Source organism: Microcoleus sp. Aus8_D2 (assembly GCF_036702665.1).
Lineage (GTDB): Bacteria > Cyanobacteriota > Cyanobacteriia > Cyanobacteriales > Microcoleaceae > Microcoleus.
Window position 1 is genome coordinate 120,786 of the sequence record NZ_JAUBUN010000004.1, and the last position, 23,293, is coordinate 144,078.

General features: G+C 44.4%; 15 protein-coding genes and 1 pseudogene. 7 read left to right on the plus strand and 9 right to left on the minus strand.

The annotated features are described in order from the left end of the window. The 3 genes and pseudogenes from QUB64_RS04635 to QUB64_RS04645 form a co-directional block, all read left to right on the plus strand. Window positions 1-776 (plus strand): annotated as a pseudogene (locus QUB64_RS04635) (chromosome partitioning protein ParA); the annotation flags it as partial. Window positions 777-812: 36 nt separating this feature from the next. Beyond that, a complete protein-coding gene (locus tag QUB64_RS04640; RefSeq protein ID WP_333325277.1) occupies window positions 813-1,202 on the plus strand; it encodes a hypothetical protein in 390 nt (129 codons plus the stop codon). A gap of 76 nt (window positions 1,203-1,278) precedes the next feature. Then, on the plus strand, window positions 1,279-2,607 hold the full coding sequence (locus tag QUB64_RS04645) for a glycosyltransferase (RefSeq protein WP_333270291.1): 1,329 nt from the start codon (window positions 1,279-1,281) through the stop codon (window positions 2,605-2,607). A gap of 528 nt (window positions 2,608-3,135) precedes the next feature. On the opposite strand, the gene QUB64_RS04650 is transcribed toward QUB64_RS04645, so the two are convergent. The 7 genes from QUB64_RS04650 to QUB64_RS04680 form a co-directional block, all read right to left on the minus strand. After that, window positions 3,136-5,649 (minus strand): glycosyltransferase family 4 protein, encoded by a 2,514-nt coding sequence (locus QUB64_RS04650; RefSeq protein WP_333270293.1) that lies wholly within the window; start codon window positions 5,647-5,649, stop codon window positions 3,136-3,138. 40 nt (window positions 5,650-5,689) lie between these two features. Next, entirely contained in the window at window positions 5,690-7,336 is a 1,647-nt protein-coding gene (locus tag QUB64_RS04655) for a class I SAM-dependent methyltransferase (RefSeq protein WP_333270295.1), read from the minus strand. 27 nt (window positions 7,337-7,363) lie between these two features. After that, complete coding sequence (locus tag QUB64_RS04660) at window positions 7,364-8,125, minus strand: DUF4214 domain-containing protein (RefSeq protein WP_333270297.1); 762 nt, start codon at window positions 8,123-8,125, stop codon at window positions 7,364-7,366. A gap of 51 nt (window positions 8,126-8,176) precedes the next feature. After that, entirely contained in the window at window positions 8,177-9,694 is a 1,518-nt protein-coding gene (locus QUB64_RS04665) for a methyltransferase domain-containing protein (protein ID WP_333270300.1), read from the minus strand. 107 nt (window positions 9,695-9,801) lie between these two features. Beyond that, window positions 9,802-11,454, minus strand: coding sequence for a tetratricopeptide repeat protein (locus QUB64_RS04670; RefSeq protein WP_333270303.1), 1,653 nt, complete (start codon window positions 11,452-11,454; stop codon window positions 9,802-9,804). A 389-nt stretch (window positions 11,455-11,843) separates the two neighbouring features. Next, window positions 11,844-16,424 carry a tetratricopeptide repeat protein gene (locus QUB64_RS04675; protein ID WP_333270307.1) on the minus strand — a complete coding sequence of 1,527 codons (4,581 nt, stop codon included), beginning with the start codon at window positions 16,422-16,424 and terminating at the stop codon, window positions 11,844-11,846. Window positions 16,425-16,464: 40 nt separating this feature from the next. Further along, a complete protein-coding gene (locus QUB64_RS04680) occupies window positions 16,465-16,644 on the minus strand; it encodes a hypothetical protein (protein ID WP_333270311.1) in 180 nt (59 codons plus the stop codon). Between the two features lie 266 nt (window positions 16,645-16,910). Here QUB64_RS04680 and QUB64_RS04685 point away from each other — a divergent pair, with 266 nt between their 5' ends. Then, entirely contained in the window at window positions 16,911-17,216 is a 306-nt protein-coding gene (locus tag QUB64_RS04685; RefSeq protein WP_333270314.1) for a hypothetical protein, read from the plus strand. Between the two features lie 39 nt (window positions 17,217-17,255). Further along, the gene (locus QUB64_RS04690; RefSeq protein ID WP_333270317.1) at window positions 17,256-17,549 is read left to right on the plus strand and encodes a Uma2 family endonuclease; all 294 of its coding nucleotides are present in this window, start codon (window positions 17,256-17,258) and stop codon (window positions 17,547-17,549) included. A gap of 122 nt (window positions 17,550-17,671) precedes the next feature. On the opposite strand, the gene QUB64_RS04695 is transcribed toward QUB64_RS04690, so the two are convergent. Both QUB64_RS04695 and QUB64_RS04700 read right to left on the minus strand, forming a co-directional pair. Continuing rightward, window positions 17,672-18,268 (minus strand): 50S ribosomal protein L25/general stress protein Ctc, encoded by a 597-nt coding sequence (locus QUB64_RS04695; protein WP_333270319.1) that lies wholly within the window; start codon window positions 18,266-18,268, stop codon window positions 17,672-17,674. A gap of 434 nt (window positions 18,269-18,702) precedes the next feature. Continuing rightward, complete coding sequence (locus tag QUB64_RS04700; RefSeq protein ID WP_333270321.1) at window positions 18,703-20,043, minus strand: adenylosuccinate synthase; 1,341 nt, start codon at window positions 20,041-20,043, stop codon at window positions 18,703-18,705. 501 nt (window positions 20,044-20,544) lie between these two features. On the opposite strand from QUB64_RS04700, the gene QUB64_RS04705 reads away from it, so the two are divergent. Together QUB64_RS04705 and QUB64_RS04710 are read left to right on the plus strand one after the other, a co-directional pair. Beyond that, complete coding sequence (locus QUB64_RS04705) at window positions 20,545-21,582, plus strand: adenosine deaminase (RefSeq protein WP_333270322.1); 1,038 nt, start codon at window positions 20,545-20,547, stop codon at window positions 21,580-21,582. 258 nt (window positions 21,583-21,840) lie between these two features. Beyond that, entirely contained in the window at window positions 21,841-23,145 is a 1,305-nt protein-coding gene (locus QUB64_RS04710) for an aspartate aminotransferase family protein (RefSeq protein ID WP_333270324.1), read from the plus strand. Window positions 23,146-23,293: the final 148 nt, after the last annotated feature.

Here is a 23,293-nt window from a genome sequence, read left to right on the forward strand (position 1 = left end):
CTCAGTTGCACCAAACTCAGACAGAGTTGACTCAATCGCAGTCTCAGTTGCACCAAACTCAGACAGAGTTGACTCAATCGCAGTCTCAGTTGCACCAAACTCAGACAGAGTTGACTCAAACCAAATCGGTGTTGCACAAAACTGCACGAGACTTCAAGCAGTCCCAATCTCAGTTACATCAGACTCAACAGGAATTGGAGCAATCTCAATCTCAGTTACATCACACTCAAGAGGAAGTAGAGCGATCTCAAGCGCAACTGGATCGGACTGAACAGAGATGGGAGCAATCTCAAGCGCAATTGCATCAGATTCAAGAGGAATTGGAGCAGTCTCAAGTGCAACTGCATCAGACTCAAGAGGAATTGGAGCAATCTCAAGCGCAACTGCATCAGACTGAACAGAGATGGGAGCAGTCTCAAGTACAACTGCATCAGACTCAAGAGGAAGTAGAGCGCTCGCGATTTCAGCAAAATCTAGTCGATCGGACAAATGAACCAAGCCAGATGCAGTACACGCTCTTTATTGGGGAAGCTTGGTATGCTTATTACTGTGGCAATCTGACGAAGATGCGAGAGTGCTTGCAGGAATCTTTGAAATGTACGCCTTTGTCCCGAACAGAAACAGTTAATAACTGGCTAGAAAGTTTTGGCAAGTTCTCCTCAGAAAAGGGAGATCAACTCGATACCTATTCCCTGACGAACTCACAAGAGTGGAAACAATTGATGCGTCAAGTAATGGCAGTTAAGCCAATGTTGTTGGTTAACGGAAAAAGTTAAAATTTTTACCAAGCTATGGTTATACAGACAAATGCAATGCAGCAACTCCAAATAGGATTGGAACCCACCCATAGTGTCGAACACCAGACTCAGGTGGAAGTCAGAGATTCTAATGACTTAATTCTGCTCGTCTCAACCCTTGCAGTTCAATTGCACCAGACTCAGGAAGAGTTAGAGGAATCCCACGAGCTATTGGACTTAATGCGAGACAAATTGATGCTGTTAGAGCCTGTACAAGCTCTGCTGAACCAGACTCAGACAGAATTGGAGCGATCGCGCTCTGAGACTGAGCAGTTTCGGGCAGAAAAAGAGTGGCTGGAATTAAAGTATCAGGCTTTGAGGGAGACAGCACAGCAACTTCAAAGAGAGCTGAAACTAGCTCAGATTCAGCAGCAGCATCAACCTCAGAATCCGAGTATGAAGTGATCGATCGGAACAGTATTTTTCTGTTAACACAGCCCGCCGATCGCCTGACCAATTATGAATGTGACAAGATTCACTTATGAACGAGAAAACACTAAACTCTTCTTTGGGTATTAATATTGCAGGTTTTGTCAATGGAGAGTTTGGCATTGGGGAAGGAGTCCGAGCCAATATCAGATCGATCGAAGCTGCTAGGATTCCTTTTGCCATTAATAATTTTCAAGTGGAGTGGCACCGCAACTTAGATACAAGCTATCAAGAGCAGCGCTTTGCTAAGGATAACCCCTATCCTATCAATTTGATAAATTTCAACCCTGACGGTATATCTCAATTTATTGAACTTTGGGGTTCTCAATATTTTGAAGGACGCTACAACATAGGCTTTTGGGCATGGGAACTGCCGACATTTCCGCCGGAGTTACAATTTGGTTTTGATGGCTTTGATGAGATATGGACTTTTAGCAATCATGCAGTAGAAGCTATATCAGCCGTATCCCCAATTCCAGTTATCAAGATAATGCCGAGCCTTTCTCTACCCCGCGTATCGCTGGGCAGAGAAGCTTTGGGATTGCCAAAAGATAAATTTATTTTTATGTTTATGTTCGATGCTCTTAGCACATTTGAACGCAAAAATCCAGCGGCGATTGTTGAGGCATTTATTCAGGCTTTTGGCAAGTCTAATCCAGATATTCTTTTGGTAATTAAGTTTTCCAATTCACACCATTATCCTCGCCAGCGAGACGAATTTAAGGCGTTAGCAGCCCAATGTCAATCTGTTCACTTGATAGATGGACATTTGATGAAAAAAGAGGTGAATGCTTTAATTTACAACTGTGACTGTTATGTATCGCTGCACCGGGCTGAAGGTTTTGGTTTAACAATGGCTGAAGCCATGTACTTTGGCAAACCTGCGATCGCTACTGCTTACTCATCTAATACAGAATTCATGAATGTAGGTAATAGTTTTTTGGTTAAATACGATTTAGTGCCAATTACTGAAGATATTGGGCCTTATAAAACAGGCAATATTTGGGCTGAACCGGATATTGAACACGCAGCCGCTCTGATGCACTATGTATTTCACAATTATCAGCAAGCAAAATTAGTGGGAGCGAGAGGATCTCGTGAAATTCAGTCTTTGTTAAGTCCACAAGCACTGGGAAAAAAAATTAGAAGTCGGTTGGAGCATATTATTGCTATGAGGATGAGGATGAAAGATGATTTACAGCAAGAAAAAGATAGTTTGAGGCGAGAAAGAGATTGGCTGGAATGCCAAGCTCAAGCCTGGAAAAACACATCCCAGCAAGTGCAAAAGGAATTAGAACAAGTACAGTCTCAATTGAAAAAAGCTGATATCAATTCTGGTTGCACTCCTTATGATATAGAGGAGACTGCACGTGCCCATTAGTGTCAACAAACAGGTCAAACCCGCAGTCCGGCAGGGGTTGAAACCCCTGCCTCAAAGCTAAAGTCCTCTTTGAGAGGACTGAAGAACTCATTAGTCCTCTTTGAGAGGACTTTAGCTATTAGACAGGGAATTGATTCTAAGAGCGGACTGACGGGCAGACGGAAGGACTGGGTGGACTGACAGCCTTGATAAATCTCGTTTTTACCTGAGTCCAGATCCCCCTCGCATCCCCCGAATCGTTGCGGGGACTTTGAGCAGATTCTTGTCCCCCCGCAACGATTCGGGGGGCTAGGGGGATCGGGCTTTAATGCTCAAACAGCAGTCTGTGACTACGTTTGAGCTGGTTGTTGACACTCCTTGGGCTCTTGGAGTGTCCTGGCTGTGAGTAATATTAATTCCGATGCTACCGGATTTGATATGAGATACAGATAGATAACTTGCAAGCCATAATCCAACAAGATCGAGGCTTGCGAGTGTGATATCATGTCCGCTGGCATCATTGAATACTAGCTAGCTGCCTTAAGCTAATCACAGGATTTGCATGGCTTCAATTTGACTAATAAATGTCTTCGCAATTACCGCCCAATCAAACTTTTGTTCGACATATTCCCTAGCATTTTCTACACGCATAGCCTTAGTTGAACTGCTTTCATCTCTGAGACGCGCGATCGCCTCAGCAAACTGCTCAATTTCTGCAACAATACAGTGCTTTTGGTGTTCCAGCCCCAAACCTCTCACCCCAGTAGGAGTAGAGATTACGGGAATGCCTGCGGCTAAATAGTCGAGCATTTTCAGATTAGTGCCTCCTCCAGACATCATCGGATTTAGAGCAACATCAGCGATGCCAAAAACCGCATTTTTAGTCTCGTCATCTATAAATCCCATCGCACTTACATTGGGTGGAGCCAGATGAGGTTCAGCACCTAAACCTACACTTCCCACAGTCAAAAATTTAACATCGGGAAGCTTCCTAGCCATATCAAAAATACAGCGCACTGCATCTACATTTGGAGGATGCCCGCTACCTGCGAACACTACCAGAAAATTTCCCGACAAACCCAATTTCTCTTTTTTCAAGGTTCGCTGATACAACGGAATATAACTTACTGTATCTAAATCTCCACCGTTAGGAACACGAACGAACTTATTTATGTCCACATCATATATTTCACTCATGACTAGAGCTTCATTATCAGAACAAGCCATAATCAAGCTACTAACTTGGCAACATTCTTTCTCAATTCTGCGAGTTAATTCCAATAATTCGCGACCGCCAAAGTTATCAGGAAGAATGGCTTTCTTTAATTCTACTTCGATATTGTGAGCTTCATACCAAATAGGCTTATTGGTAACTTTTAGAATAGCTGGGAAAAGATAGGGATGGGAAGCAATTACAAAATCTGAACTCTCTGAGGCCTCTCTTAAAGCCTGTAGATAATCAGGTGTTAGAGAGTAAAGTTTTGGCATTACCACATCACCAATGCCAAACGGTGTTTCTAAATCACGTTGGATTGATGCTTCTGCTTCTTGATGTTGAACTGACCTGGGAATCCTAGTTTCCCACATTCCAGGAGAAATTTCGCCCCTAAATGGTTGATCGTAGGCATCAGTCAGCGTCACCACTTCAATGTCGAATTTTGTAGCTAAATGCCGATAAAAGTGAAATACGCGAAACTGTCCACCATATCTAGGTGGAAAAATTGGAAATGGTGGAACTACAGTGAGTTTTTGGCGTTTTGCTATTGATTTGAAAGTTTTTGTTTTATGGTTTAGGGGGATGGTTGCAGTTAAAGAGGATTTCACAGTTTCACCAAGCAATTTGGCAACTGTACTTTCCCAAGTAATTTCCTTAACTAAATGCTGAGCTGCAAGTCCCATCTTTTGTGCTTGATCTGGATGTTCGCAGAGATAATCAATGCGTTCTGCGATCGCCTGGGGGTCTGGTGGAACCGAATATCCAGTTTCTCCATTACGGACAAACTCATTGGGTCCCCCTGAATCGGTAGCTGTAATTACTGGCTTACCGCTCATCATGGCCTCTACGGTAATCAATCCATAATCTTCGTCATAGGGAATGTAAAGAACAGCTAGAGAATCAGCATAGAGTTCAACTAAATCGCGATCGTTTACAAAACCGAGAAACGTGATTCTGCGATCGTCACCTGCAATTTGTTTTAGACCTTCAAGTTCTGCACCTGTTCCAGCAATTTTAAATTGAATATTCGCCTTGACATATTTCATTGCTTCTATCAAGTGAGCTATTCGCTTGCTACCATACTCCAGCCTACTAGCTGTAAATAAGTAATCACTTTTACCAGTCCGAAAACCTGTTTGGATCGGAGGTGGATAAACAACTTCAATAGGGCTACCTGCCGGGAAATAGTCTTTGCGCTTTATAACATTATATGATAGTGATGCGTACTTTCTAATAGCACTAGGAGCCATACCGATACCATCTAAAAAGTGAACAATCTCACGGGTTAGTGGTCCGGGATATTGAAAAGCATCGGATGGCAGATAATTTACCTGAGAACGGAGCCGATCTATTTTTTGAGAAAATTCACTGAGTGCAGCCCTAGAGCGTTGATTGTGACGCATGAAATTTTGCAATGCCAAAATTTCTGGAACATCAGTAATGTATGTTTCTGGATAGCTAGGAGGATAGAGGTCATACAAGCCACGAGATGTGTGAAACATATAGCACACATGATTTGGATGTTGTACCATCCAAGCAGGGTATTTGCAGGAGATGACTGCATCAAAGTGGCTTAAATCTAGTTGCGAAAATCGCCAATAATTATCCATTAAATCCCAGAAATCGATTTCTGGACTTGGCAGCTTAATTAAATCTGCGTGGTGTGAAGTATGTTGATTGATGTAATGGAGTAGTCCCCACCAAACATTTTCTGCACCACCAATCCGAAATGGTATACCACTAGGAGAAACTATGGCAATTTTCATTACTACTTCCTGAATAATTAAAATACATCTGTGACTTTCGATCCAACCTGTTAGCGAAAAAGAAGAAAGATCTTCATTCAAACAGTATTGGATAATTGGAAATTTCCATGTTTTTCTACTCTTAATTATCTAGTTTTTCGGCTGTTACATCAAACAACCACTCATGTATTAGTTGAAATTTAATTTTCCCCAGCCCTGCTTGCTCCAAATAATAAGTTAATAGAGGTTGGGTAAAAGCTGTAAAATGCCAATCTCCTTCACATGATTGCGGAGCAAACAAGCAGTAAATTATCTGTTGGTTACCTTCCACTGATTGATATTGTTCTAAGTTTAATAGCCCTACTAAGTCTACAAGACTTGTAGTTCTTATTTTTAATATCCCTCCCGGCTTCAACAACCGAGACCATCCTTTTAAAACTGGTTCGGTATCGCAGCGAGGCATATGTTCGAGACAATCTTGAGCTACTATCTCTTCATAGTAATCTGCTGGCAGAGCTTCTAAGTATCGGATATCTGCTACTAAATCTGGCTTAAAAAAGTTGTGAAGGTCTACATTCAAATAGTCTGGTCTGATGTCAGAGCCACAACCAAGATTTAAGCGCTTGGGGTATTTAGAATAGTCAAATCCTTTTAACTTCAATTTCCATTCCATAGCTCGACCGAAGGATTGAAATTCCTGGGACTGGCGAATAGTAGCGGGAATTTGCGATCGCTGCGAGCTATCATCGCTCAGTATTTTAAAGAAATGATTATACCCATGCTTATCAACTTCGCGCTGCAAATAGGCGCGGTAAGCTGCTTTCACAAAAGCTTCATTATTTAGGTGGGAAGTTGCTTGCAAAAATTCAGCGTCGTCAAGTTCATTTTGAGGTATTGAATGTTCGTTTACTCTCCTTTGATTCTGATTTTCCGACAAATCAACGCTTTGATCTGCTTCATCTTTCGATACAATATCTTGCTTTTTCTGCATCCAAAAACTACCGCCATGCTTATAGACACGATCGAATTTTGCATCTGCCGACCATAAGGGAGATAGAATGCTGGATAGTTCTGGATGGAAACTGGCATAATGAACTGGCAATACTATTTCGTAATTAGTTAAACCATTAGCCAACAAAGCCCCTAATAAGTATTGCTCGTTATAATATCTTTCTTGCCATGATTCTGGGTAGTCCAATGGCCAGAAAATGTCATGAATTTGCAGATATACGCCCGGATTCAGACGCGGCATGATGTCAAGAAAACAAATAGTGACATCTGAATTCATAAAACATCTATGAGAATTATCAATGAAGACAATATCATTTTTCTGAAGATTCTCAAAGATACTGAGATCGACTTCCTCTAATGGCTGACGAATCACCCGATCGCATATATTATCAATTTCAGCTCTAGGGTAAGGATCGATCGATATTATCTGAGTATCTAAGCGATGGTCGCTAATTGCTCTTCTCGCAAACTTAGTCGAATTGCCTGAACCTACTTCTATGTATAGATTTGGTTTTAGTTCAGCAATCAAACAGTAGAGAGAAATGCTATCAAATGCTGGCAAGTATGGATTAATATACTGAGGTTCCCTTGCATCTTCATTGCCTTCTACATCTATATTTGCCAAGTATTCAAAATACTTAGGAAAAGTCTGCAACACATTCCGATACATTTCATGATTCGATTCCAGCGCTTTACTAATATATTTATTAGGCTGGGTTTTCGTATAGCGCGGTTTGTTACTGCTACTTGTAGGGTATTCCAACTCAATTTTAAACATTTGGTCTTCCTTTAATTCCTTTAATTTTTAGGCGATACTTTTTAATTTTTCTGCACTGACATCCATTAGCCAACCATGTAACACTTGATATTCAATGTTCCCTAAACCAGCTTCTTCAAGATAGTGAGTTATTAAAATTTTGGTAAATCCCGTAAGATGCCAATCTCCCTCACAAGCCTGCGACCCGAATAAAAAATGAACTAACTGTTTTTGACCTTCGATCGATTGATATTGTTGCGACTTAAAAAGATCGAACAAATCCATTAGACTAGTAGTCCTTATTCTTAATATTCCTCCTATTTTCAACAAACGAGCCCATCCTTTGATGACTGGTTCTGTATCGCACCGGGGCATATGTTCTAAACAGTCCTGAGCAATGATTTCTTCATAGTAACCTGATGGAAGGAGATCTAAATATCGGATATCTGCTACTAAATCTGGCTTGCCAAAATCATGAAGGTCTACATTCACATAACCCGGTTTGATGTCCCAACCGCAGCCGAGATTTAAACGTCGGGGATATCTAGAGTAATCAAATCCTTTGACTTTGAGTTTTAATTGATGCGATTTAAACTCGGATGATTCCCGGATACTGGCAATCGCTTGCTCGCGCGTCCCCTTATTATTGGTAAGTAGACTAAAAAAGTGATGGTAGCCTTGTACGTCAACATCTCTCAGCAAATATTTGCGATAAAGAGCTTGCACAAAAGCTTCATGACTCTGATTAGCAGTTTCTTGCAAAAAAACTGTATCGTCTAATTCGCCTACTAGATTTGATTGGTAATTCATAATTTCATGACTCTCATTTTCAACACAATAGAACAGTTTCAGTACCTTGTCTCAAACTGTGATACCTGACGCTCTTAGAGCGTGAGCATATTTCTCTTCACTGAGCAAAGTCTTGTCCTGAATGGGCTTTTGGATTAATCCTGCAAATTGTACATAACATGACTGATCTACCTGTTTAGCATTTACTATTTTGTAAACTTTGAGTTTCATGCCGTTTAAGTTGTTGCAGACTCGGCTCAAAAGATGTTCTGGATCGTAGAATCGACCGTGACGGTTCCCCCATCCATAGGCACAGTAGACTGTAGCATCATCGTCAAATTTAACTTCTTGTGGTATTGAAACCGCCGGGTCAGTCTGAATCGCATATTCATCAAACATATACAGAGGTAGAATACATATAGCACCTCCTGGTCTAAGTACGCGAGACACTTCTCGAATAAAGCCCATGTCTGAACTGTTTTCAAAATGTTCAAAAGAGCAGTGTAAAGCCATCTTGCTAGCAAATCCATCTGGCACGGCCATATTTGCCGCATCGCCTCCTATCATATTTCCGTGGAGTCCCTGAGGGTAATCAAGGTCTTGCAGATACGGATTCACTCCAAAAAGACGACTGTATATTGTTGGTGTTGGGCTGTGTTGACTGGCAATATCGATGTAAATGTCTTTGTTGTTTAATTGAAGGAGTTTTGCTGCTATGTAGTGTTCGAGAGCTTTTTCTGGCAGATTAAAAGAATAGTAGTCAGGGAAATCCTCTGCGTATCGCGCAGCTTGAAAGTATTTGCGGTAGTCATCTACATCGATTTTGTAATCTTCTACGTCAATGCCTAGCTGGATCAGACGCTGAAATACTTTTTCTTGTGATTCTGGGCCATGAGGCACACCACCTTGTTTTTGGGGATTAGGTATTTCAGGATGATAGTAATTCAAATTCGATCTTGGCTTGGTTTCTGCCCTCTCTATTTTCAATTCTGCGGGGATGATTTGCATCCAGAGGGGATTTTCTTCTGCTTTAGGTTCTACAAATGCGCCGAAAATAATTTTTTTTAAAATTAAATTTACGGAACTGTTGCCGAGCAACTCAGATTCAGAAACCGCTTTTAGTTGAGAGTTATTATCATATTTGGCAACAGAAAATCCCATTGTCAACAATTGATATGCAATTTTTTTGGGATTGACTCCTTGAGCTTGGATCTGATCGCTATTAAATACCATGTAAATAGTAACTTGCGGGTTATTTGCGATCAGCTTTTGCATCCCTTTTAAAATTTTTGGTGCCGCTCCTTTAGCATCAATATTGATAGCAGCAATACCTTGTATTTCTCCCAGGGCTGCATCTAATGAATTGGTTTCATACTCAATAAACCCTTCGTCGTCGATCGAATTTAAAAATATTTGACTGCTACTATTTTCTTGAACTGATACTTTAATTCCTTCTGTGAATTCTGATAATCGTACATTTATACAAGTTGATTTTGAACGAGAGTTCTTGACTTGTACCTCTTTTTTCAGCGAAGCATACTGAAATATCCGAGCTTGAATTTCTTGAGCAGTTAAGTTTGCGATCGTCATTGATAAGACTTCCTTGCTAAAAACAGCGATTTTTTTTATTTCTCAAAAAAGGTCTTTCTGTCTATTTAAATTTAGATGCCTGTATGGCAAGAGCTGCTAAATTGCTGTCAAACGGAGGAGGTGCTTGCTTCTAGCTCAATAGCTTTGCGGTAGGCAACACTTGCCTCATCAACTTTACCTTGCTTAGCCAGAGCATCTCCTAAGTTGTTATGAGCTGGATAAAAGTCTGGGTTAAATTTTATCGCTTGGCGGTAAGCTGCGATCGCCTCATCAAGATTGCCTAGTGCCATAAAAGCTTCCCCCATACCATGATAGGACTTAAAGAATTCTGGTTTGATTTGAGTTGCCCTGCGGTAGGCGGCGATCGCGATCGGCCACTGATTCTGTGAAGCTAGAGCCTCGCCTAAGCAGTGATGAGCTTCCCAAGCATCCGGGTTCATCTCGATCGCGCGGCGGCAAGAAGCGATCGCCCGATCGAACTGATTTTGTTTCGTCAAAGCTTTCCCTAACTGTAAGTGCAGCCCTGGATCGTCTGACTTCATTTCTAGCATTTTTTGGCGATCTGCCAGCACATTATTGGGATTTAGCTCAATAGCTTGACCATAATAACTCAGTGCCTCATCTAAATCCGATTCAGCTTGTTCGATAATAGGTTGAACGCGCGATCGCTGCTGCAAAGCATCCCCTAAATGCTTAAGTACCACATCTGAGTCAGGAGCGATTTTAAGAGCTTTGTGGTAAGCTGCGATCGCTTCATCCCACCGATGAATTTGAGCTAGAGCAAACCCTAAATGATCTTGGAATTCTAAAGAGTTGGGTTCAAGCTCAACGGCATTGTAGTATTCTATTACAGATTCATGCCACCTTTGCAATCTTGCTAAGGCATCGCCTAAGTGATAGTATACCACGGCTGCACTGGGGGCAAGCTTAATAGTTTTGCGATAATAGACGATCGCCTCCTCCCAGCGCTGCACGATCGACAAAGTATGCCCCAAATAGTGGTAGGCTATCGCCGAACCCGGTTCCAACTCAACCGCCTTCCGGTAAGATGCGATCGCCTCCTCCCATTGACCCTGTGCCGATAAAGCCGTACCCAATTTATAGTAAAGCCAATGGAAATCTGGTTTTAACTGAAGCGCCTTTCGGTAATAACCCACGGCTTCGGCTAATTCATTCTTACCTTGCAAAGCCTCTGCCAACTTCAGGTACAAATCTCCCTCGCCCGGATTGAGTTCGATCGCCCTTCGCAAACAATCAATCCCTTCATCAACCCGTCCTTGCCTTGCCAAAGCCTCCCACAAATTTTGGTAAGGCAAAGCCGATTCCGAGTCAAGTTCGATCGCTTTTCGCAAACAACTTACAGATTCATTCAATTGACCTTGCAACCACAAACCCTTACCCAAACTATTATAAAATTCATAAAAATCTGGATATATTTCCACAGCTTTCCGATACGCCGCCACGGCCTCATCAAGATTGCCCTGCTGTTCCAAAACCTCCCCTAAATTGTGCCAAGTCCAAGCCGAATTTGGGTTAAGTTCGCAGGCCCTGCGGTAACTTTTCTCCGCCCCATCCCGCTGCCCCAATTTTGCCAAAACTTCACCCAAATTGTGGTGATACCAGGAAAAATCCGGGTTGAGTTCAGTACAGCGCTGGTAGGCGACGGCAGCTTCCTCTAATTTACCAGACTGTTTAAATAGGTTGCCTCGGTTGAAATAACTAGAAGCAGTTTCTTCGTGCACTTGTAATGAGTTATTCATATTTTTGTACCGTTAATTTCAGTTTTCTAGTTTAGTCTAGCAGGGTTGATCGAAGGGGCGGGGCGGGTTTATTAACCTGTCTGTACCCTTTAAAGCTATTGGTGAACCCGTCACAGGTTTTTGACATTGGTGCAAGATCTGAGCTCTCGCACGGGGTGGGGGCGGGTTTATTTAACCTGTTTGTACCATTTACAGTTATTGGTGAACCCGCCCCTACAGTCCCCCCAGCACCCAGGGCGGGCACGGGGACACCGCCCCTACAAAAGGGCGAATATTGTTCAAAGTCCCCCTTTTTAAGGGGGATTTAGGGGGCTCTAGACTTGGAGACACACTAGAGATACAGAAGGGTTTAAGCTTAAGTTGATACCCTAAACTTAATAGGGATTTTCCTAATGATTCCCCCGCCAATTCTCGTCCTCCAATCTAATACCGCTGTCTTGACACGCTCTAGTTAAATGAGGGCTGTAGTAAGGGTCATTGTCAATATACTTTTGCCACCTGCTTTCGATCAGCTTCGATTCCTTTTTCAGCCGCTCTTTTTTTTCTGGCGAATCCTCGTAACCGCGACTTTTAGATTCGTGGTGGTAGAGAACTACATGAGGCAGGTAAATATTTCGATATCCTTTTTCTAGCATTTTCAAACACAGATCGACATCATTGTACGCCACTGTTAGCTCTTCGTCAAATCCCCCAATACTCTCAAATACTTCGCGACGACACATTAAACACGCAGCAGTTACCGCTGAAACATTGTTCATGCCTACCACATTCCCGAAATACCCCGGTATCGATCGCGGCATATGGTAGAAGCTGTGACCGGCAACTCCACCACCGAGTCCCATCACCACTCCCGCGTGTTGGATCTTGTTATCTGAGTATATCAACAAATTGCCCACAGCGCCGATCGAGCTTCTCTGAGCTTGTTCCACCATCCCGTCAATCCAATCGGGAGTAATTACCTCTGTATCGTTATTCAAAAACAGCAAGTAATCTCCCTCCGCTTTGCTAGCAGCGTAGTTATTAATCTTCGAGAAATTGAATGGAATATCGAGCCGGTAACTTTTAAACCTCGCGGATTCCTGAGCCGTCCATTTAGCCAGAATTTCCGCCGTGTGTTTCTCTTGACTGCCGTTGTCGATGACGATAACTTCGTAGTTGGGGTACAGGCTCTTAGTAAAGATAGACTCCAAGCAATTGTCCAAGACATCGCCTAAATCCCGCGTCGGAATAATGATGCTGACTCGCTTGTAATCCGCTATTTTATAGCGTGCAATAAAGTGTCCCAAAAAGTAGGGGACGCCTTCAATTTTACCCGGTTCGCCCCTGCGTTCGATCGCCTCTTGCAAAGCTTTTTGAGATGCTTCGTAAGCATAGGGTTTAGCATCTACACCGCCAGCAGCAGAACCCGCGTGCATTCTCCAGTGGTAAAGAATTTTAGGGATGTGAAATATTTTGTCAGTTTTTTCTGTAAACCTCAGAACCATATCGTAATCTTGAGCTCCCTCAAAACCAGCTCTAAAACCGCCGATTTCACTGATTAGCGATCGCCTGTAAGTGCCCAAATGGCAAGTATACATCCGAGATAAAAATGAATCCGGGCTCCATTCTGCCTTGAAGAAAGGATTTATTAGTTCCTTATCCTGATAAATCTTGTCTTCATCTGAATAAATCATGTCCGCTTCCGGGTGGCGGTTAAGCAGCAGTACAACTTCATACAAAGCCTCTGGTGTCAGCGTATCGTCGTGGTCTAGCAAAGACACAAATTCACCCGTCGCTAACTCCAAAGCCGAATTTGAACAGTGAGAAATGTGACCGTTTTTGCTGCGATAAACTACTTTTATGCGACTATCTTTAGCTGCATACTCTTGCAAAATCCGCTTGACATGGGGCGTCGTGGATAAGTCATCAGCAATGCAAAGTTCCCAGTAGGGATATATTTGATTGAGAACCGAGTCTAGAGCTTCCCTGAGATAATTCTCTGGCGTGTTGTACGCGGGCATGACAATGCTAATTAGCGGCTTGTAGCTAAAGATTTCTAGTGTTTCCGCCATTTTCCGCAAATCAGATTCTCTGGGGCTGTGCTTAGCGCGCCACTTGGTGTAAGCTGGGTCTTGACCGAGGAAAAGCGCATCTCGCAAATTTTGATAATCCAAACCAAAAAGTTTTGGCTCGAGTTTGCTAGCAGTTTGATAAGCTTCCAGAGCTTCGGAAAGCTTGTCTTGTTTAGCTAAAGTTTTTGCTAAATTGTGGTAAGACCAGCCAAATTCAGGATCGATCTCGATCGCTTTCCGATAGGCCGCAACAGCTTCATCTAGCCTACCTTCTTGTTGAAATAAATCTGCTAAGTTGTGGTGCGACCAAACAAAAGTTGGATTCACTTGTGTGGATTTCTGATAGCTTTTAATGGACTCATCAATTTTACCCATCCATTTCAGGACATCGCCTAAATTATGGTGAGTTCCAAAGTAATTGGGATTAATTGCAATTGCTTTGCGGTAGGCGGAAATAGCCTCGGTAAATTTACCTTCTTGTTGCAGAGACTCTCCTAATTCGTGGTACTCCGCAGCTACTCCTGGGGTATCTTCGAACGCACTTCCCGAATCTCCGTTAACAGCGCGATCGCTCTTTCGGGCTTTAGTTATGCCTTTTTTTTTTAAGACCTCTTCTAACAGCCCAGAAATAGCCTGGTCATCAGGCCGAACCTGCAACGCCATTTGATAAAAGACGATCGCCCCATCAACCCAACCCTGCCGCACCAAAGCATCAGCCAAACCTACATAAAGGTCTGCATCATTCGGCGCAATCTCCAGCGCCTTGTGATACAACTGCAAGTCATCGCGATTTTCCTCAATCGCGCGCTGGTACAAACGCATCGCATCTTTCAAATCCCACTGCGATCGCATCCTCAAAGCATCAGCCAACTTTTGCGAAATCCACGGTAAATCCGGCTGAATTTCGACAGCACAGCGGTAAGCAGCGATCGACTCATCCCACCGTTCCAGCTTCTCAAAAGCCGTCCCCATGTTGTAATAAGTCCACGGAAAATCGCGATTTAACTCGGCCGCGCGTTGGTAAACATCGATCGCCTCATCCCACCTTTCCATTTCTAGCAGCGCGTCGCCCAATTTGCTGTGGGACCAGAAGAAACTCGGATTCAGTTCGTTAGCGCGCCGGTACGCCACAACCGCCTCATCCCAGCGTTCCAAATTCACCAGCGCTTCTGCTAAATTGTTGTGCGCCCAGAAATGATCGGGGTTAAGTTCGATCGACCTTTGGTAAGCAGAAATCGCCTCTTCCCACCTTCCCAGCTTAATTAGCGCGTCTGCTAAATAGTTGTGCGACCAACTAAAATCTGGATTTAATTCTGTTGCTTTAGTGTAAGCTTCTACAGATTCTTCCCACCGTTCCAACTTCAGCAGCACATCGGCTAAATTGTTGTGAGACCAGCTAAAATCCGGATTTAATTCTATCGCCGAACGGTAAGCATTTATAGCTTCTTCCCAGCGTTCCAACTTCACCAGCGACTCAGCTAAATTGTTGTGCGACCAAGAAAGTTCGGGATTAGTTCTAATTGCCTTGCTGTAAGCATCTACCGCCGCTTCCCACTGTTCTTGACCCTTCAGAAGTTCGCCCAATTCGTGATAAGCTGCGCCAGCATTTGGGTTCATCTCAACTGCGCGTCGGTAACAGTCAATTCCTTGCTCAACCTTACCTTGCTCGATCAAAGTTCTGGCTAAATTCTCGTGTTCCTCAGCAGTACCCGACTTCGGGTCGATCGCCAAAGCTCGATACCAACACTCGGCCGCCTCCTCCGACTTCCCTAACTGCGTCAACAGCTTGGCAAAATTGCGGAAAGCACCGGCGAAATCTGGCTTAATGGCGATCGCCTTTTCGTAAGCCGAAACCGCTTGTTGCCACTGTTCCTGCTGCACACAAATGCTGCCATAATTAGCGTAGGCTTCGGCAAAATTCGGGTTAATTTCGATTGCCTTGACATAGCAACTTTTAGCTTCATCTATTTTTCCACTAGCTTGCAGGGCGTTGCCGAGCATTTTGTAAAGTGGCGCTTCCGGCTTAATTTGCAGAGCTTTCTTACAAGCAGAAATTGCCTGTTCCAATTTTCCCTGAGCAAAATAACCTTCTGCGAGTATTTTGTATGCTTCTGGATCTTCTATATTAATTGTAGAATTAACTCCCTGCTGTACTGGTGGCTTAACTAGGGGCTTGACTGGGGTTGCTGCGGGTTGCTGCTGTTTAACTGCTGCACCGTTTGTCGCAGTTGCACCCGCCAAAGTTTGCTCTCCCTCGCTGCCGTTTCTAGCATTAACTGCGTTCAGTTCAATAGCTTTACGATAATATACTGTCGCTTCCTGTAATTTGCCTTCTTTTTTCAGCGCTTCGCCCAGGTTTTGGTAAGCTTGAGGCAGATTAGGATTTAATTTTATCGCGCGATCGTAACAGCCGATCGCCTCCGGGAACTTTTCTTGCCGAAAAAAAGCATCACCCATACCTAAGTGTTCTGCCGGCGATGCTTTTTCTGGTTCCAAAGAGAATGCGCGATACCAGCATTCCTGAGCTTCTGCCGGTTTGCCAATTTGTCCGAATACTTTGGCTAAATTGCGGTAAACTCCGGCGAAATTCGGCTTAATTGCGATCGCCTTTTGGTAAAACTCGATCGCCTCCGACCATTTTTCCTGCTGCGCGCCAATGCTGCCTAAATTCGCGTATACTTCCGCAAAATTCGGCTCTATTTCAATAGCTTTAGCGTACCAGTGCCGCGCCTCTTCCATCCTGCCTTGAGCTTGTAGCGCGTTACCCAAAGTCTTGTAAGCCGGCGCAAATTTGGGGTTAATCTTCAAAGCTTGCTCGCAGGAGGCGATCGCTTCTTCTAATTTTCCTTGGGATAAGTACGTTTCTCCCTGTTGGTTAAATTGAACCGCTGTTGATTCTGTATTGACTGTTGATGGCATAGGGGCGGCGGCTCCACAAGTAGCAAGTAAATTATAGGATTCAAAATGTTTCACAATTATACAGCGGTTTGACACCAACAATTGCCGTCTTACCCAAGCTGTCGAGAATGTGATGGAAAGGTTCAACAATAGCAGAATTCGATCGCGATCGGGCAACTCCGGCAAAAAAGCCTTCAGCCTCCGCGCCTCGGTTTTTTCCCAGGCATTCTGCTGCTTGCACTCTTATAAGCTGTACTGGATTATATTTTGTACCTTTGCGGTGGCATCGGAGCAACTGGCCGCAAAAAATTAATAAAAATTAGCGTACAAATTAAATGCGTGACAACTTAGTGCCGCAGACGATGCTCCAATAGCAATAGTTCCTCTGACACCAAAATCGATCGATCGCAGGCAGGATGCCTGCACCACAAGACTTATTGAAGAAATCTATTATACTAATTAACAGTAAATGTTCTGTCAACTTTCCCTAAAATTGCGGTAATTTTGATGTTGTTAGAGCCACCACCTCAACTTGTTGGAGAAAAGCGCCTCACCTTTGGCGATCTCGATTGGCGGGCCTTCAAGCAAATTCAAAGTTTGCTGGGGGATCGTACCCGCGCCCGTTTTACCTACGATAACGGAGTGTTAGAAATCACCAGATCCCTCGAAGGACACGAACGCTCTGCTCGCTTGATTGAACGCTTGATTAAAGTCCTTGTGGTTGAGATGGGGATGAAAATTAAGACGATGGGATCGACTACGCTCGATCGCGAAGACCTACTCAAGAGCGCCGAACCCGACAATGGGTACTAGATCCAGAATTATGCCTTAGTTGCCGATCGCCAGGTTAATTTGAATGTCGATCCTGCCCCGGATTTAGTGGTAGAAGTAGATATTACCAATACGGAGCTGAATAAAAATACACTTTATGCGAGTATGGGAGTGCCTGAGTTTTGGCGGTTTAACGGGCGGGTATGGCGGATTCTGCAATTAGTCGATGGGGCCTATGTCGAGTGCGATCGATCTCCGACTTTTCCGAACGTTGAAAAAACTGATTTATTCCGGTTTCTAGAAGCGGCTTTCATTGATGAAGTTGCCGCAGAGATTGATTTTCGTCAATGGGTAAGACAGCAGATTCAAGGCTGAGTAGAGAAAGTGCGATCGCACAAAAACTCTAACAGCTTTTTTGCAAAAAACGATCGCCCTTTTCCGAAAAAGCGATCGCCTTTTTGTTTAATAATTAGTTAACAACTATTCGTAATTACTAATCAAGCTGCTGGTGCTGCATCTGCATCTTCTTCAGCATCGGCTTTAGTTCCTACCACGGTAACAACCACCTGACTTGGTTCGCCGAGAGCTACTACTCCCGCAGGTAAAACTAATTCGTGAATGTGCAGCGCATCGCCTACCTTCAAATTAGAAATATCTACTTCAATTGCATCAGGAATGCTATCAGGTTTGCACTTAACTGCGATTTGCACCAGCACAGTTTCCAACATACCACCTTCTAACTTGACGCCGACAGATTCGCCGACAAAATGCAGCGACAATTCAACTTCCAGGCTGTCTTGAGTTGCTACGGAGAAAAAGCTCAGGTGGTAAGGAAAGCCTTTCCAAGGATGAACTTGAACTTCTCGGAGCAATGTTTTTCCGCTCCAAGAGAGTTCGGGAATGCTGAGGTCAATTAGGGTGTTGTTGACTGCGTGTTTTTTGAGCAGGGTTTCAACTGTTTTGGCTTTGACGGTAAGGGAAATGGATTCAGATCCTTTGTGCCCGTAGAGGACGGCGGGAATCAATCCGGAGCGGCGGAGGGCGTTAGGTTTGCTGCCTTCTGCCCGCTTTTGACATTCTACTGCGAGTTCCATTTTGTGACTTTCTGTTGATTGTTTTCACATTTTATCAAATTTGTGCTACAGCGATCGAACTTAATTAAAGTCATTGGGCATTGGGCATTGGGCATTGGGCAAACAGGTCATTAGTCATTTTAGACTGAGCGAAGTCGAAGGCTAGTCATTAGTCATTAGTCATTAGTCATTCGCATTGGGCTATTCTTTGCCAAGGCGTGTCAACAATTGTCTAAAAACGTTTGTATCTCTCGTTTATAGCGTAGCCTCGATCGCCCTCGCATCCCCCTTCTTAAGGGGAGTAGGGGTTGACTTTGAGTATTCCGGTTCCCCCCTTCTTAAGGGGGGTTAGGGGGGATCGGCAGGCATAATTTTCAGACAATTGATACCTATAATTCTCTCAATATCGTCCTATCCGATCGGTCTTTCCGAATCTCAAATCCCAAATCTCCAATCTAAAATGCTTTAGCCAAGGGATGGCCGTCAGGAGACAGTAAAGCGCGCTTGGGCCCGTGAATCGGGTCTTCGACAATAATAGTTTGATCGCGGCTGGCTCCGAGAGATACAATGGCGATCGGCACTTCCATCAAATCTGCCAAAAACTTTAGATAATCCAAAGCTTGCGAGGGCAAATCTTCCAAATTGCGGCACTCTTCCGTGGACTGTTTCCAACCGGGAAGCGTTTCATAAATCGGTTTACAGCGAGCAAATATCCGCGAACTTTTCGGGAAATCAATGCAGCGTTCGCCGTCAATTTCGTAAGCAACGCAAACTTTGATTTCTTCTAATTCATCCAGAACATCTAGTTTGGTAATAGCCAGACAGTCAAGGCCGTTGATGCGGACTGCGTAGCGGCCGATGACTGCATCGAACCAGCCACAGCGGCGTTTGCGGCCGGTTGTGGTGCCGAATTCTGCACCTCTCTCGCCCAAAACTGCGCCAATTCCATCGACCATTTCCGTAGGGAACGGGCCTTCTCCGACGCGGGTTGTATAGGCTTTGGCGACGCCAATTACCCGATCGATCGCTGTGGGGCCAACTCCGGTTCCTACACAAGCGCCGCCAGCGATGGGATTGCTGGAAGTCACGTAAGGATACGTGCCGTGATCTAAGTCTAATAAAGTGCCTTGGGCGCCTTCAAACAGAATATTTTTCCGCTTGTGAAGTGCCTCATAAATCTTTAGGGAACTGTCTACTACGTGCGGCCGCAAACGTTCCGCATAAACTCGATATTCATCAATGACCTCTTGGGGATTTAGAGGTGGTAAATTGTAGAGTTTTTCCAGAATGACGTTTTTATGCTCGATCGTCCATTCCAGTTGTTCTTGCAAACCTTCCAAGTCCATTAAATCGAGCATCCGAATCCCTGTGCGTTCGGATTTGTCAGCGTAAGTAGGGCCAATGCCGCGTCCCGTCGTGCCGATTTTATAATTTCCCCGCTGCTCTTCCGATGCTACATCGATTAATCGGTGATAGGGCATCGTGACGTGAGCAGTCTGGGAAATCATCAGCGAGGCCGTCGAAATATTCAGTTTTTCTAACTGATCTAATTCTGCAATTAAAACTTTAGGGTCGATGACCGTGCCACAGCCGATGATACACTCTGTTTCAGGGTAGAGAATCCCGGACGGAATTAAGTGCAGCTTGAAAGTCTGACCGTTGACTACCACCGTGTGACCGGCGTTGACGCCCCCTTGGTAGCGGACAACGATATCTGCGGATTTGCTGAGCAAATCGGTAATTTTGCCTTTTCCTTCATCGCCCCACTGGGCGCCGATCACAACTACGTTAGCCAAGGGTTTCTCGCGTTCAGTTCAGGTTGACACAAACTCTGATTATGTACGAATGCGTCCCGGATGTCAAATATATTTTTGTTACAATTGAGAGACTAGAGGCTGTATTGCTCTGAAAAACGCACTCCCAGCTCGCTCCGGGGAGATGGGGAGAATGGGAGATGGCTTCTTCGGCTTCCTTCGGCTACGCTGGCTGACAAGTCGCGATCGGGTAAAGAATGGGAGAGAGGGAGAATGGGAGATGGGAATAGTCCATTGCAAATATTCAGCTTAAATGTGGAACCGCTTACCTGCTTGGAGGAATTAAGATGATATCAGTTCTCTAAATAGATACAACTGTAGGGAAGATCCAAGTCATTAGATGAGATTACATAAATGTTTGATGAGAGAGGGAAACCGCAGATGAACGGAGATGAACGCAGATGAATGCAATCTTGTTGATTGTCGAGTAATTTATTCCCAATTCTTCAATTCTTTAATCCAAAATCTAAAATCTAAAATCGCATGACTTTACACGCTGAGTTGCACCGACATCTAGGTGGTTCTGTGGTTCCTCGGATTTTGTGGCGGTATTTCGATCGCCATAATGCTCAAATGGTCGATCGCTTTCAACAATATTCCGCTTTTGAGGAGTTTTACACTCGTCCCCGCAATACTCTCGACGAGTATTTGGAACTGCACACGCTGGTAGAAAGCGTTCAAACTGTTGAGACTTTGCCTTATTTCATCTATCGGTTGATGCGGGGCGCTTACGTGTTTGAAAATCTGGCTTATTTGGAGTTGCGCTATACGCCTTATTTGCGGACTCCTGAGCATTTGGAACAGTCAAAACGCATTGATTTGATGGCAGAAATTGTACAGGTTGTGGGTAAGGCCAGTCAAATTAGCGATTGTCCGATCGTTACTAGCCAAATTTTGTGTATGCACTCGCGTTTACCCTATGAGGTGAATCGAGCGATCGTTGATTTGGCGGCGGAAATGGGAGAGTATGTTTGTGCGATCGATCTGGCGGGCGGTGATGCTGCTATTGGCGATCGTTTGGATGAGTTTGTCGGATTGTACCAGTACGCAAGGTCGATCGGCGTCAAAACTACCGGCCATCTCTACGAAACTACCTCTGGCTGTTACCCTGAACTTCTGCCCTATCTGATGCGTATCGGTCACGGGATTCAAATTCCGCTAAAATATCCCGAACTGCTGCCAGAAGTGGCGCGCAGCGGTCAATGCTTGGAGGTTTGCCCGACTACCTATCTCAAAACGGGGACGTTGCAGGATATGGGAGAATTGAAGGTGGTGTTCGATCGATGTTTTGAAGCTGGTGTCGATATTGCCATTTGCACCGACAACGCGGGATTGCACAACGTGCGGCTGCCTTTTGAGTACGAGAATTTGTTAACTCTGGATATCATTGATTTTCGGCAGTTACAAGCCTGTCAAGATGCGGCTTTCCGCCATGCTTTCGCGTGGCCCTACGACGGGCGGCCTGTGAAGATGCTGACGGGTTTGTTGCAGCATGAGTCGGTGGGTGCGATCGAGAATTAGCAAAGAATATCTATTTAACGAACCGCGAAGGCACGAAGGAAGAGAAGGAATAGAAAGAAGAAGATAGGTAGATCTTTTCAGGAAAAGACCGGACGGGAAAATGATAAAAAGCTCTTTCTTATCTTCCTTCGCGCTCTTTGCGTCTTCGCGGTTTGTTTAAAAGAGATATTTGTAAAATTATAATAAGTGTCGCTACAGTGGCAATCGGTAACAAGTTATAGTTAGAGACAAAAGTATCAAGATAAAAGCTAAAAAAACATGACAAATCTCGACGCTTATTGGATGCCTTTCACTGCAAACCGACAGTTTAAAGCCAATCCGCGCCTCTTGGTTTCGGCAAAAGATATGCACTTTACAACCGATGATAACCGCTCAATTCTAGATGGAATTGCAGGGCTTTGGTGCGTGAATGCAGGCCACTGCCGCCCGAAAATTGTCGAGGCAATTCACAAGCAAGTATCGACTCTAGATTATGCTCCACCTTTTCAGATGGGACACCCAGGCGCGTTTGAATTGGCGGAACGTTTGGTGAAGATGATGCCGGGTAATTTCGATCGCGTTTTCTTTACTAATTCTGGTTCGGAATCAGTCGAAACTGCTCTCAAAATTGCGATTGCTTATCACCGGGCCAAAGGTGAAGGAACTCGCCAAAGATTGATCGGTAGGGAACGCGGCTATCACGGCGTTGGTTTTGGGGGAATTTCTGTCGGCGGTATCGGTACAAACCGCAAGTTTTTTGGCAGTTTGCTGACGGGAGTCGATCATTTGCCTCATACTCACAATTTAGAACACAATGCTTTCAGCCGGAAACAACCGGAATGGGGCGCGCATTTGGCGGATGAATTGGAACGGATTGTAGCTTTGCACGATGCGTCTAATATTGCGGCGGTAATTGTCGAACCTGTTGCTGGTTCTACGGGGGTTTTGATTCCGCCCCAAGGTTATTTGCAGCGCCTGCGCGAGATTTGTGACAAGTACGGAATTCTGCTGATTTTTGATGAGGTAATTACCGGATTCGGGCGGCTGGGTGCGAGTTTTGCAACTGAATATTTTGGGGTGGTTCCCGATATGGTGGCGGCGGCGAAGGGGATAACTAACGGTACGGTGCCGATGGGGGCGGTGTTTGTGAAAGAGGGAATTTACGATGCTTTTATGAATGCTCCTGAAAATGCGATCGAGCTTTTTCACGGTTATACTTATTCTGGGCATCCCTTAGCCTGTGCGGCGGCTTTGGCGACGCTGGATATTTATGAGGAAGAACGGCTGTTTGAACGGGCTGATAAGTTGGCTGATTATTGGGAAAATGCGGTTCATTCTTTAAAAGGCGTGCGCCACGTCATTGATGTGCGAAATCTGGGACTTGTGGCGGGGATTGAGTTGGAATCTATTCCTGGGAAGCCGGGGAAACGGGCTTTTGATTGTTTCTTGCAGTGCTTTGAAAAAGGGTTGCTGGTGCGGACAACTGGTGATATTATTGCTTTGTCGCCTCCGTTGATTATTGAGAAGGAACATATCGAGATCATTTTGGAAATCTTAACTGCGGTTTTGCAGGGATTGGAGTAAGTTTTAATAAACCGCGAAGGCGCGAAGGACGCGAAGGAAGAGAGAGAAGAAGATCGGGAAAATCTCTCTCTCTTTCTTTCTTCCCTTCGCGCTCTTCGCGTCTTCGCGGTTCGTTTAAATAATTAAATAGTGCTATATTGAGAAGGAA

Bases quoted from the DNA above. Each gene is read 5' to 3' on its own strand.
- QUB64_RS04640 (WP_333325277.1), top strand. From the start codon at position 813: ATGCAGCAACTCCAAATAGGATTGGAACCCACCCATAGTGTCGAACAC.
- QUB64_RS04645 (WP_333270291.1), top strand. From the start codon at position 1,279: ATGAACGAGAAAACACTAAACTCTTCTTTGGGTATTAATATTGCAGGT.
- QUB64_RS04655 (WP_333270295.1), bottom strand. From the start codon at position 7,336: ATGTTTAAAATTGAGTTGGAATACCCTACAAGTAGCAGTAACAAACCG.
- QUB64_RS04660 (WP_333270297.1), bottom strand. From the start codon at position 8,125: ATGAATTACCAATCAAATCTAGTAGGCGAATTAGACGATACAGTTTTT.
- QUB64_RS04665 (WP_333270300.1), bottom strand. From the start codon at position 9,694: ATGACGATCGCAAACTTAACTGCTCAAGAAATTCAAGCTCGGATATTT.
- QUB64_RS04670 (WP_333270303.1), bottom strand. From the start codon at position 11,454: ATGAATAACTCATTACAAGTGCACGAAGAAACTGCTTCTAGTTATTTC.
- QUB64_RS04675 (WP_333270307.1), bottom strand. From the start codon at position 16,424: ATGCCATCAACAGTCAATACAGAATCAACAGCGGTTCAATTTAACCAA.
- QUB64_RS04685 (WP_333270314.1), top strand. From the start codon at position 16,911: ATGTTGTTAGAGCCACCACCTCAACTTGTTGGAGAAAAGCGCCTCACC.
- QUB64_RS04695 (WP_333270319.1), bottom strand. From the start codon at position 18,268: ATGGAACTCGCAGTAGAATGTCAAAAGCGGGCAGAAGGCAGCAAACCT.
- QUB64_RS04705 (WP_333270322.1), top strand. From the start codon at position 20,545: ATGACTTTACACGCTGAGTTGCACCGACATCTAGGTGGTTCTGTGGTT.
- QUB64_RS04710 (WP_333270324.1), top strand. From the start codon at position 21,841: ATGACAAATCTCGACGCTTATTGGATGCCTTTCACTGCAAACCGACAG.